This is a genomic window from Pseudomonas sp. 58 R 3 (assembly GCF_900006605.1).
GTDB lineage: Bacteria > Pseudomonadota > Gammaproteobacteria > Pseudomonadales > Pseudomonadaceae > Aquipseudomonas > Aquipseudomonas salomonii.
The window spans coordinates 200808-213508 of the sequence record NZ_CVTT01000084.1 but is presented as its reverse complement, the minus strand read 5'-3'; the positions used below and the strand labels follow the sequence as shown (position 1 = coordinate 213508).

Sequence of the window (12701 nt, the reverse complement as noted above, 5' to 3'; positions counted from 1 at the left end):
CCGCTCTCATCGTAGCTGTACTCATAGCGCCCACCCAGCGGATCAGTCGCGCTGAGCAACTGACGTTCGTCATTCCACTCAAACAGCCAGGTCTGGCCAAGGTTATCGCTGTATTGAATGATCTGATGTTGAGTGTTCCAGTACCGCGTACTCACGCGCTGCAAACCATCGGTGATCCGCGTGAGTCCGGCCTGCAGGTCATAGTCGAACTGGTAAGCATCGCCCTCATCGGTCCAATGCCGAACCACGCGCCATTCCAGGCCTTCAACCAGTGCCCACTCATAGAAACAGCGCAATCCGGTGGGCAATTGATGCTCCACCATTCGGCGCCCGGCATCGTAGGCAAAGCGCCGCTGCACTTGATCGGTTGCATCACGCACTTGCGCCAGATTGCCCGCTGCGTCGTAGCCGTAGCTCACCAGCACTTCGCGACGTTGATCCGGGTACAGGCGTTCGATGCGGCTCAGATAGCCCTGATCGCGGATCAGCTCAACCTGAACCAGATCGAACGTATCGCGCAGGCGCACCAAGTGCCCGGTTTCGTCATAGTCGAGGTAGATGCGGTTGTCGTTACGATCACCCAATTGGCTCAGACGCAGTTGCGACGGGTTCGCTGGCGCAGCTTCGAACAAGCGGTACATGCCGTCGTCGCTTTCGATCAGCAACTGCCCATTGAGGTGTCGCCGCACCGCAAGCCCTTCACCGGCGCTGAACACTGCGCCGCCCAAGGGAATGGCGCCCATGTCGATGGGCCGACCCTGCTCATCGGTATACACCAGCGTTTCGCCGCCCTCGGGATGGGGCTGAATGTCGACGCACACCTCGTACGGCACACTCCAGCCGACGCCAAACAGGCTGCCCGGGCGCTCATCGCGACTGTTGTAGAAGCGCTGCCAGTCAATCGGCAGGATGCCCGGCAGTACGAAATCCAGCTCCTCGACATCACCCAATACCTTCGCGCCCGTCGCAGCATGCACCGGGTTCGACGAACCCATCGCGGCGTTGGCCGCGGCCCCCATCGCGCTGCTGATGGCCATCGAAGTGGCGCCGCTGACCAACATGCACGGCAACTTGCTGAAGAACTTGCCCTTGCCCCCTTTGAGCATCAACAGCGCTGTAACCGCCAGCCCGACGCCGGGCGTCTTGCCGCTGCGAATTTCACGCACCACTACCGAACCGCCGCCGATGGTCACGTTGGAGGAAATCAGCCCGGACGACACCACCGTCGCATCGCAGGTACTGCGATCACCACTGCGCACGGCGGGTTGGCCGTTGATGGTGACCTTATCCGAGCCTTCGGCCAGAAACTGCGGCGGCATCGGCGGGTGCTTCATGCACACCACCAGGTCCAGCGGCTTGGGCACGGCGCCCGGCGCAGGCGTTGCAACGGTAGGGCGCCACATCTGCGAGAAGAAACCCTCGGCCATGTCCAGGTAACTGGGTTCCGGCTCGGGTTTGGTTTCTTCCAGCTCGGTACCGGCCGGCGTGACATGGGAGCTGATCGCCCCGGCGGCACGGGCGGCAGGTATGTTATTGGTCAGGGTATTGGTGGAACCGGTGAGAATGTTCGCCTGCACCGTGGGCGGAAACAGGGCGTTACTGAAGGCATCGCATAGCTTGGTCAGCCCTTTGTCCGCGCCACTTTTGCTCATGGCCAGGCCAACAATCGTGCCCACCACCGCCCCCAGCAGGAAGCAGCCGAGCCCGCCGGTGACCACGGTAATGCCGGTGGCAGCCACCACGGCAGCCGTCGCCACGGCCGTGATCGCGATATTGGCCGCCACCTCCAGCACACCGCCGAGGATGTCCGCCATCATCGACGTGTGGGAGAGCGCATCGCCCATCCGGGCTGCCCATAACGCGTCAGACATGCAGGCGGCTCATCAAGAAATAGCGTCGAACGACAACGAGTTTTTGATCAATGCCCAGTGCGCAGCCTCGGCATCGCCCAGCTTTTCAGCCTTCACATAGCTCAAGGCGAGCATCTTGCGCGTACCTGGCAACACCAGCGCCAGTTGATACTGAAACACCTTGTCATTGCCCTTGTTGAACTGGCTGCGCAACTCGATACCTTCCACCTCTTGAGCGGCGCCCAGGCGCACGGTAACGCGGGGTTGGCAGCGCAACTCCTGCACCTGTTTTTCCAGGCGCTTGAGTTGGTCGTCGAAGTTGCTGTGCAACGTTTCGCCTTCGGCCAGCAAGCTGCGGCTGACGATCAAAGAAGTGCCCAGCTCGGGAAACTTGAGAATATTGATCGTCGCGTCCTGCAACTCTGCGGCCGGCAGTTGGAACTGAAATTCGTTGATTCGGTACGTCATGGCAAACAGGTCTCGTCAGGAGCTTTTAGGCGTGGGGAACGCGGCTTTGATATTGGCGTCGATGCTGGCTTTGACGCCCTGGCCATCGGGCGTGGCACCAGCGCCGCCGCCGTTGTTCAGGTGCAGGAGGCCGCCGGTATTAAACTCGGCATCGCCGCTGGCATAGAAACTGATATTCACGCCCGTGAGGTTGATCTGCCCGCTGGCATTTAACTCCAGGATGCTTTCGCCGCAGACCAGCCGCAGGTTCTCGCCCACTTCGATCACATAGCTCTGGCTGATGCTGTCGGTCTTCCTTTGGCCTACCGAGAGGATGTCCTCCTGCTTGACGATACGCAGGCGGTTATTTCCAATCGTCACCGTCTCGTTATGGCCAATGCTCTTGTTGCGGTCGTGCCCCACCGAGTGGCTTTCATCCACTTCCACCACGATGTCCTGGTTGCGCTCGGCGTGGATATACAACTGCTCCAGCCCCTTCTTGTCCTCCATGCGGATTTCATTGAAGTTGGCCGGCGTGCCGCCTTTGCTGGAACGGCTTTTCATACCGCTCTGGGTGGCGTTTTCCGGCAGGTCGTAAGGCACGGTCTGCTCGGCGTTGTACACCCGCCCGGTGATGATCGGCCGGTCCGGGTCGCCTTCCAGAAAGCTCACAATCACTTCCTGGCCGATCCGTGGGATCTGCATCGAGCCCCAGTTTTTACCGGCCCAGGATTGCGACACACGTATCCAGCACGAGCTGTTTTCGTTGGATTGGTCGTGACGGTCCCAGTAAAAATGCACCTTTACGCGGCCGTACTGGTCGGTCCAGATTTCCTCGCCCTTGGGGCCGACCACCAGCGCAGTCTGCGGGCCTTTGACGATGGGCCGATAGGTGCTGGCCAACGGGCGGAAGCTTTGCTGGGCGTCAATACAGGTGAGGCTGCTTTCGAACTGCGCCGCTCCCGAGCCTCCGCCGCTTTCCAGGCTTTCCTGGACGATGGCATAGCGGCAGCCGACGATCAGGTATTCGCGGTTCTGGTCCTGGCGGCTGAAGCCGGTGAGGCTGAACAAATGGCCCGAGCCCAGGCCACGCGCATTACCGCTGAACTCGACCTGCTCATGCAGGGTTTGCAGGGCTTCAATGCGGGTGCGCGCGTAGTGTTCGCCGTCGGCGCTTTGCACGTAGGTGCCGGGGTAGTCGTACAGCGGGTAGTCGCCGGCGGTGTGCGGGCGCGGCATGGCCGAGCGTACGTCGATGCTGGCGCTGGGGCGCTGGAAGTCGTAGTCGTTAAGCTCAAGCGACCCCGGCTGCACTTCCTGCGCCAGGTGCCAGTTGTGCATATGGTCGCGTTCGCGCTGCTGTTCGTCCTTGGGGTAGTACGGGATCGATGCGTAGCCCGGCACCGTGGAGTGGGCGCCATAAGCATCGGCCAGCACCAGCACATGACGGTCCTGCTCATGGCGGAAGAAGTAGTAAATACCTTCCTGCTCCATCAGGCGGCTGACGAAATCGAAGCTGGTCTCGCGATACTGCACGCAATATTCCCACTCGCGATACGGGCGGCTCAGCGCGTCTTCGAAGTCGGAAAAACCCAGGTCGCGGAACACCTGCTTGATGATCTGCGGGATGCTCAGGTTCTGGAAAATCCGGCAGTCCGAGGTGCGGCTGAGCAGCCACAACCACGGGCGCAGGGTCACCTGATAACTGGCGAACTGGCCCTGGTCGATATTCTGGCTGCAACGCGCGACGATGCCGTGGAAGTGCCGCTCGCCACCGTCCGCCAACTGCACGCCGACACTCATCGGCTTGCCCAGCAACTGGTTAAGGTCGATGTTGGCGTCCAGCGAGGTCAGTCGCAGCTCATAGTTGAACAACCTGCCCAGCTCCTCGCCGCCGCCCATTTCATTGAGCAGCAGCACATCCGGCCCCAGAGGGCTGGTGATCTTGGCCAGGCGTGAGGCTTGGTTGAATAGCATCGGTAGTCCCGTAAATTGCGTATTAACTGTAGGAACCGGTTCTAAATGTGGGAGCGGGCTTGCTCGCGAATGCGGTGTGTCAGCTGATGCAACCGGTGACTGATTCACCGCATTCGCGAGCAAGCCCGCTCCCACAGTTTTGATCGTATTCCGTCAGGTCAATCGCTGAAGTCGTAGTGCAATTCATTATCCCGGCTGCTGATACGCACACCCGCCAGCGCCTTGCCTTCGAGCATGCGTGTGAGGAATTCACGGCTCATGTCCGGCAGCAGACTGTTGGTCAGGATGGTGTCGATCATGCGCCCGCCGCTTTCGGTTTCGGTGCAGCGCGAGACGATCAAATCGACCACCGCGTCGTCGTAATCGAAGGCGACCTTGTGGGTGTTCTCCACGCGCTTTTTGATGCGATTGAGCTGCAGGCGGGTGATCGCCTTGAGCATCTCATCGCTCAACGGGTAATACGGAATCGTCACCAAACGGCCCAGCAGAGCCGGCGGGAAAATCTCCAGCAGCGGCTGGCGCAACGCCTTGGCGATTTCTTCCGGCTCGGGGATGTTCGCCGGGTCTTTGCACACCTGGGAAATCAGCTCGGTACCGGCGTTGGTGGTCAGCAGGATCAGGGTGTTCTTGAAGTCGATCACCCGGCCTTCGCCGTCTTCCATCACGCCCTTGTCGAACACCTGGAAGAAGATTTCGTGCACGTCCGGGTGGGCTTTTTCCACTTCGTCCAGCAGCACCACGCTGTAGGGTTTGCGCCGCACCGCTTCGGTCAGCACACCGCCTTCGCCGTAGCCGATATAACCTGGTGGCGCGCCCTTGAGTGTGGATACCGTGTGGGCTTCCTGGAACTCGCTCATGTTGATGGTGATGACGTTCTGTTCACCGCCGTACATGGCTTCGGCCAGGGCCAGGGCGGTTTCGGTCTTGCCCACACCCGAGGTGCCGGCGAGCATGAACACGCCTATCGGTTTGCTTGGGTTATCGAGCCCGGCGCGGGAGGTCTGGATGCGCTTGGCGATCATCTGCAAGGCATGGTCCTGGCCGATGATGCGTTTTTTCAGATGCTGGTCGAGGTTGAGCACCGTCTCCAGTTCGTTGCGTGCCATGCGGCCCACCGGGATGCCGGTCCAGTCGGCGACCACCGAGGCCACGGCCTGGTAGTCCACGGTCGGCAGGATCAGCGGGGTTTCGCCTTGCAGCGCAGTGAGCCGTTGTTGCAGGTCGACCAGTTGGGCGCGCAACTCATCGTTGCCGCTGTCTACCACGCCCGCCTTTTCGCGCAAGGTCGCGCGAGTGGCCAATAGCTCATCAACCAGGGTTTTTTCTTCGGCCCAGCGGCTTTCCAGCGTTGCCAGGCGTTCGCGCTCGGCGCTCAGCAAGGCTTCGCTATGGGTTTGACGCGCACCAATGGCAATGCCGATGGCATGCTCACGGGCGATGATTTGCAGCTCGGTTTCCAGCGCTTCGATGCGACGGCGGCTGTCGTCCACTTCGGCTGGCACGGCATGCAGGCTGATGGCGACGCGGGCACAGGCGGTGTCCAGCAAGCTCACGGATTTATCCGGCAACTGGCGCGCGGGGATGTAGCGGTGCGACAGTTTCACCGAGGCTTCCAAGGCTTCATCAAGGATCTGCACCTGATGGTGTTTTTCCATGGTCGAGGCCACGCCGCGCATCATCAGCAGCGCTTTGTCTTCCGACGGCTCGGCCACCTGCACCACCTGGAAGCGGCGGGTCAGGGCCGGGTCTTTCTCGATGTGTTTTTTGTACTCGGCCCAGGTCGTGGCGGCTACGGTACGCAAGGTGCCACGGGCCAGCGCCGGCTTGAGCAGGTTGGCGGCATCACCGGTCCCGGCGGCGCCACCGGCACCCACCAGGGTGTGAGCTTCGTCGATAAACAGAATGATCGGCTTGGGCGAGGCCTGCACGTCTTCGATAACCTGGCGCAGGCGCTGTTCGAACTCGCCCTTCATGCTGGCACCGGCTTGCAGCAGGCCCACGTCGAGGCTGCGCAGTTCCACATCCTTGAGCGCAGGCGGCACGTCACCGGCGACGATGCGCAGGGCGAACCCTTCAACCACGGCGGTCTTGCCCACACCCGCTTCACCGGTGAGGATCGGGTTGTTCTGGCGCCGACGCATCAGGATGTCCACCAGTTGGCGGATCTCTTCATCACGCCCCACGATCGGGTCGAGTTTGCCGCTGCGCGCCTGCTCGGTCAGGTCGACGGTAAAGCGCTTGAGCGCTTCCTGCTTACCCATCGCACTTGGCGCCATGGCACCGCTGGCTTCGCCCGGTACGGCACCGGCACTGAAGCCATCGCTGGCACTGAGCGCATTCTCCGGCGAATCGCCGACGTATTCGTCAAAACGCTCGCTCAGGGCTTCGGGTTTGATCTTGTCGAACTCAGCTGACAAGCCCAGCAGCGCATGGCGCAGGCTTGGCGTCTTAAGGATACCCAGCACCAGGTAGCCGGTACGCACCTGGCTTTCGCCAAACATCAGGCTGCCGTAGACCCAGCCGCGCTCTACGGCTTCTTCCACGTGGGAGGACAAGTCGGTGATCGACGTCGAACCACGCGGCAGGCGGTCCAGCGCTTCGGTCAGGTCACGGGCCAGGCGTGCCGGCTCCACGTTGAACTGACGGATGATGCGGTGCAGGTCCGAGTCCTGCAGTTGCAGCAACTGGTGAAACCAGTGGGCCAGTTCCACATACGGGTTGCCCCGCAATTTGCAGAACACGGTGGCGGCTTCGATGGCCTTGTAGGCCACGCTGTTGAGTTTGCCGAACAGTGCGGCGCGACTGATTTCACCCATGCTCTGGATTCCTTGAGGTGGTGGCGTGATCGGCGTAATGCCGGGCCAGGATTAGGTCGTTGGCGTCATGCTCGGGTTGGCCGAGCCAGGTGTTGAAGCCCAGGCGGAATTGGCCATTGAGTTGCAGCTTCGGGACTTCAGGTTGTTGCAAAACCAGGTTCAAGTCCCAGTCCAGTTCATGGCCCAGGTACTCGGCCACCCACGCCACCAGCTCGTTGAACGGCTGGCTGCCGGGGAGCATGCCCATGTAATCGTCCAGCTTGAGCGGGCCCAAGCGGATACGGAATTTATGCTGGCGATCCCACACATGGCTGCCCAGGCAAAAGTCCACGCCCAGCTGGTTGGCGCTGACACTCACGCGGCTGCGCTCCGGCAGTTCCAGCCATTGGCCGACGTATTCTTCGATGGTTACCGGCAGGCCGAAGTACTCGCTGAGAATGGCTTTCAAACCGTCCGGGTAGCGGGTTTGTGCCGACAGGTGGCCGCTGTAGTGCAGCTTCGCGGTATCCGGAATCAGCCCCTGATTCAGCAGGCTCGGCATGCCTCGACCACTCAGCGCCGCGAGGCGTGCGGACCAGTAGTCATCATCCGGGCGGTCGTGGCTGACGGTCGGCCGTGCCTCGGCCCAGGCTCGGTAAAACAGGCTGAGCAGGCGATGGTGGAACACATCCAAAAACTGTTTGCTGGTGCTGTCGGCGTTGTTGCGCTGGCGTTCGCGCACGTACTCGGTGATATGCAGCGGCAAGGGGCCGTTGGGGCCGCCGAGGCCGAAAAAGAACTGCTCCAGCCGTGCCGGTTTGCCATTGCCGGCGGGGTCGACCGAGGCCAATGTGGCCGGTGCGAAGGTGCAATCGGCTTGTTGCCCGAGGCGCAGTGGGTCATCGGCCAGGCGCAGGGAATGGCCCAGGCGCGGCAGCTCGGGCGATTCGCACTCGATACGCCGCAACGCCTGGAAGAAATCGTATTCCCAGGGCTCCTGATGCATCGCATCCAGTGTGTTCACAGGGTCGGACGTCGACCGGGCTTGGCTTTCCATCGCATGATCTCGCCGCGTTCGGTGGTACGGATCACCGTCTCGGTAAAGCTGTTGATCGACACATAACGTGCCAGGAAGCGTTCCAGCACTGCGCCGAGCAGGAACACGCCGGTGCCGCGAAACGCGTTTTCATCGAATTCCAGGGTGATTTCCAGGCCGCGTCCAAACACGATCGGGCCGGGCATCGGCAGGCGCCGGGTCACGGCTTTGCTGCTGACTTCGCGCAAGCCTTCGATCTGCAATTGCAGGGCCGCGTCATTGCTGTCGCCGTACAGGCGCAGCAGTTCACGCAAGGCGCCGGCGCCCTGGCCTTGTTCGCTTAGCGACAGGTAGTTGAGCGACAGCTGGCTGATCAGGCGCCACGCTTTGGCGTCATGGGCATGGCTGGCACGCGGACGACTTGGGCCGGCAACGCAGCGCACAGACAACACGGGCGCGCTGTCGGCCAGGGTGAAGTCGGTCTTGCCGTTGCCCACGCTCATGAACAGCGGCAGATCGCGATTGGTACACAGCGCGGTCACGCCGAGCTGGCGCAGGTCATGACGGTAGGGCGCTTGCTGGCTGTCGACCAGGCTGACGAAGGTTTCGCTGCCCACATAGGTGGAGCGCGGGCCGTTACGGCGTTGGTCACTGGACAACACGCGAGGCTCGCGGCGCAGCGTGTAGTAAGCCTGATCGCGGCCGTAGCGGGACGGATCGCGCACCGCATAGAACGGCAGGAACGGCTGCTCCGGCCCAGTGCCATGGCCGGTGATGCCGCTCAACGAATGAATCTCGAAATCCATCGGCCGCGTGCGGTCGGCGATCACATGGTGTTCGTTGACGCGGTCCGACAGGTGGATACGGTCGACGCGTTTGGGAAACAAGTTGATCGCCGGCGTGCAGAACGGCAGGAACTGCGCCGCGCCGACGCTGCCTTCCAGGCTCGGCTCGTGACGGTCGAACAGCACGATCAGCTCCAACTCCTGGCCGTCGCAGCGTTTGACCGCACGGCTCAGCTGCGCGAATTCGACGAACAGGAAGCGGTGGGGCAGGGCGAAGTATTCCTGCAGTAGCCGATAACCCTGAAACGCGCGGGCCACCACCGGCATGGCCGCGTCGGCGTCGTCAAAACCCCGGGAGCGCACCGCGTTTGGCGGCAGGCGCTCGACCCAATCGCCACCGGGTTTGCGGGCGAACACCGCGCAGGCATTGCCCAGCAGTTGTTCGTAAAGGCGGAACGGCTGCTCATCGGCGCCACTGAGGTACAGCGGCAGGCTATCGAGGTCGAGGCTGTTGAAGGGTAATTCGGCGCCGGTGCGCAGAGTAAGGCGCAGGCCGGCTTTGGCCTTGGGTTCGCTGGCCGCCAGGCGACCCAGCACGGCAGCGGGGTTGCCGAAGTACTCGGCGCCACTGACCTGCAACGGCCACAGCGTCACCGGGTGCGCGGTGCGGTACTCGCAGCAAGTCTGGGTTTCGCGGCCCAGTGCGGCGCGCAACACGGTGTCGCGTGGCAGCGGGAAACCACTGGCCAGCGAGCCTTCGTCGGGGTCGGTCTGCAATTGCACCACGGTCATCGACGGCGTGGGCGCGAGGTAGTGCGGGTAGGCGATTTCCAGCAGGTTATGGGTGAAGGTCGGGTACTCGGCGTCGAGCTTGAGCTGCACCCGGGCCGTGAGGTAGGCAAAGCCTTCGAGCAAGCGTTCGACGTACGGGTCGGCGCAGTCCATGCCGGACAACGTCAGCCGACTGGCGATCTTCGGGTATTCCTTGGCGAACTCGGCGGCGCTTTCGCGCACGTGGTGCAGTTCCTGGTTGTACAACTCCAGCAGGCGCGGGTTCATGGGCGCCTCCGTTGGTCGGCATTGACGACACGCACATGCCCGGATTCCAGGTCCAGGTCGGTTTGCAGCAGCAGGCGCAACGGCACCGGCTGCGCCCACAGGTCGCCTTCGATCTCGAAACTCAATGCGTTGTGGTTCATCTCGCCATGGCCCACGCGGGCTTTGACGCGCAGGGTGTGGCGCAGAATTCGGGGTTCAAAGGTGGCAATCGCCTGATAGATCAGGGCTTCCAGGGCTTTGATATCCACACTGGAAACACTATTGCCCGCCAGCGCCGGCAGGCCGTAATTGACCACCGATGTGCCAGCCGGGGTGTGCAACGTGGCATCGGCGTCGAGGAGCGACGTGGTGTTAAGCAGCCACGCCAGGTCGCGCAGCACCGAAGCTTTCAATTGGGTCAGGGACAGCACGCGTTTATCGGCGCTTTCCTTGGGGTTGGTCGGGTCGTCGTCGGTCAGCCGGTCCAGCAGGGACGGTTGCAGACGGTCGCGGGAAGCGATTTCAGTTACCACCAAAGCAGCTCCACGGACGGGCTAAGAGAGGGACAAGGTGCCAGGGGTCGCAGCCAGGGGTCGCAGCCAGGGGCTGCGGTCATTGGCTGCGGCCGCCAGGGCTATCAGCGCTTGGTGTTGGAACGGATGTTCCAGCCAAACTTGATTGCGCCGCCGTCTTTGGTGCCGTCGGCTTTCTGCGGCTGGTAGTCGACCATCACTTGAGCGAAGTTCAGGGTGACGTTTTCGGTCAGGCGATCATCGGTGCCCGAGCCGCCGGTGCTCAGGGACGTGACCAGCACTTCTTCCAGGTTGATCACCATGTACTCGACCTGGCTTTCGCCACCGGCCTTGCGCACGGTCAGCTTGACCTTGTCGATGTGCTTGCCGCTGGCGCAGTGCATCATCAGGTTAGGTGAAGCCTTGTCGACGTACTTGGTCAGCGACAGGTCCTGGATATTCACCTTGCCCGCGCCGCCGCCACCGCCCACATGCATGTTGCCGGACTGGGCCATGCCCCAGCTCCAGTTCAGCACGTCGATTTCGTCCTTGTGGGCCTTGTCCATGGACTCGCCCTTGATGTCGCCGATCTTGATGAAAATATCAACAGCCATGTTTTCTCCCTGTGTGGACTCAGCCACAGAATTTATTAACGCTGATCGTTCCCACGCTCTGCGTGGTAACGCATCCTGTGACGCTCTGCGTCACTGGGACGCGGAGCGTCCCGGGCGGCATTCCCACGCAGAGCGTGGGAACGAGCGAGTTACGCGCTTTTTGCCGAAGGCAGTTTCGATACCAGGCGCAACGACACGGTCAGCCCTTCGAGCTGGTAGTGCGGGCGCAGGTAGAACTTGGAGTTGTAGTAACCCGGGTTGCCTTCGACGTCTTCCACGATCACTTCGGCGGCGGCCAACGGGTGCTGGGCCTTGGTGGTTTCGGTGGAGTGTGCAGGGTCGCCGTCGACGTAGTTGAGGATCCAGTCCTGCAACCAGCGCTGCATCTCGTCCTTCTCTTTGAAGGAACCGATCTTGTCGCGCACGATGCACTTCAAGTAGTGGGCGAAGCGGCAGGTGGCGAACAGGTACGGCAGGCGCGCAGCCAGGTTGGCGTTGGCGGTGGCGTCCGGGTCGTCGTATTCGGCCGGTTTCTGCAACGACTGGGCGCCGATGAACGCGGCGAAGTCGGTGTTTTTCTTGTGCAGCAGCGGCATGAAACCGTTTTTGGCCAGCTCCGCTTCACGGCGGTCGCTGATGGCGATTTCGGTCGGGCACTTCATGTCCACGCCACCGTCATCGGTAGGGAACGTGTGGGCCGGGAGGTTTTCCACTTCACCGCCGGACTCCACGCCACGGATGCGCGAGCACCAGCCGTAGTGTTTGAACGAACGGTTGATGTTCACCGCCATCGCGTAAGCGGCGTTGGCCCAGGTGTACTTGGAGCTGTCGGCGCCGTCGGTGTTTTCTTCGAAGGCGAAGGCTTCCACCGGGTCGGTCTTGGCACCATACGGCAGGCGCGCCAGGAAGCGCGGCATGGTCAGGCCGATGTAGCGCGAGTCTTCCGATTCACGCAGCGAGCGCCAGCCGGCGTATTCCGGCGTGGTGAAGATCTTGGTCAGGTCGCGCGGGTTCGACAGTTCCTGCCACGAGCCCATGCCCATCACGGTCGGCGAAGCGGCCGCGATGAATGGTGCGTGCATGGCGGCGCAGACTTTCGACAACTCGCCCAGCAATTCGACATCCGGAGGCGACTGGTCAAAGTAGTAGTCGCCCACCAGGCAACCGTACGGTTCGCCGCCGAACTGGCCGTATTCTTCTTCGTACATCTTCTTGAAGAGCGGGCTCTGGTCCCACGCCGTGCCCTTGAATTTTTTCAGGGTCTTGTGCAGTTCAGGTTTGGCGATATTGAGCACGCGAATCTTCAGCTGCTCATCGCTCTCGGTGTTGTTGACCAGGTAGTGCAGGCCACGCCAGGCGCTTTCGAGCTGCTGGAAATCCGGGTGGTGGATGATCTGGTTGACCTGGGCGGTGAGCTTGGCGTCGATGGCCGCGATAATCGATTCAATCGACTTGATCGCGTCATTGGAAACCAGGTCCGTCTGCGCCAGAGCCTGCTCGGCCAGGGTGCGCACGGCGGTTTCCACGGCTTCGCGGGCACGCTCGGTCTTGGGCTTGAATTCTTGCAGCAGCAGGTTGGCGAACTCGCTGGCTTCTTCGGTAGCCCCCAGAATCTGGGAGCCTTCGCGGGCGGTATTGTCGGTCATG

The 12701-nt window shown here is 62.0% G+C and carries 9 protein-coding genes; all 9 read right to left on the bottom strand.

Going from position 1 to position 12701, the window contains the following annotated elements:
- On the bottom strand, positions 1-1871 hold a 1871-nt coding region (locus BFP92_RS27655), incomplete at its 3' end, for a DUF6531 domain-containing protein (protein ID WP_170875860.1).
- A gap of 12 nt (positions 1872-1883) precedes the next feature.
- The gene (locus tag BFP92_RS27650; RefSeq protein WP_065931928.1) at positions 1884-2318 is read right to left on the bottom strand and encodes a DcrB-related protein; all 435 of its coding nucleotides are present in this window, start codon (positions 2316-2318) and stop codon (positions 1884-1886) included.
- A 15-nt stretch (positions 2319-2333) separates the two neighbouring features.
- Positions 2334-4274, bottom strand: coding sequence for a type VI secretion system Vgr family protein (locus BFP92_RS27645; RefSeq protein ID WP_065931927.1), 1941 nt, complete (start codon positions 4272-4274; stop codon positions 2334-2336).
- Positions 4275-4432: 158 nt separating this feature from the next.
- On the bottom strand, positions 4433-7090 hold the full coding sequence (tssH, locus tag BFP92_RS27640) for a type VI secretion system ATPase TssH (RefSeq protein ID WP_065931926.1): 2658 nt from the start codon (positions 7088-7090) through the stop codon (positions 4433-4435).
- A complete protein-coding gene (gene tssG / locus BFP92_RS27635; protein WP_065931925.1) occupies positions 7083-8126 on the bottom strand; it encodes a type VI secretion system baseplate subunit TssG in 1044 nt (347 codons plus the stop codon). The genes tssH and tssG overlap by 8 nt, the downstream gene beginning before the upstream one ends.
- Complete coding sequence (gene tssF, locus BFP92_RS27630; protein WP_065931924.1) at positions 8090-9949, bottom strand: type VI secretion system baseplate subunit TssF; 1860 nt, start codon at positions 9947-9949, stop codon at positions 8090-8092. Before tssF ends, tssG begins: the two co-directional genes overlap by 37 nt.
- A complete protein-coding gene (gene tssE, locus BFP92_RS27625; protein ID WP_005792513.1) occupies positions 9946-10461 on the bottom strand; it encodes a type VI secretion system baseplate subunit TssE in 516 nt (171 codons plus the stop codon). Before tssE ends, tssF begins: the two co-directional genes overlap by 4 nt.
- Positions 10462-10565: 104 nt before the next feature.
- Complete coding sequence (locus BFP92_RS27620) at positions 10566-11054, bottom strand: Hcp family type VI secretion system effector (protein ID WP_005792512.1); 489 nt, start codon at positions 11052-11054, stop codon at positions 10566-10568.
- Between the two features lie 149 nt (positions 11055-11203).
- Positions 11204-12700, bottom strand: a complete 1497-nt coding sequence (gene tssC, locus BFP92_RS27615; protein WP_056860861.1) for a type VI secretion system contractile sheath large subunit — start codon at positions 12698-12700, stop codon at positions 11204-11206.
- Position 12701 lies beyond the last annotated feature (1 nt).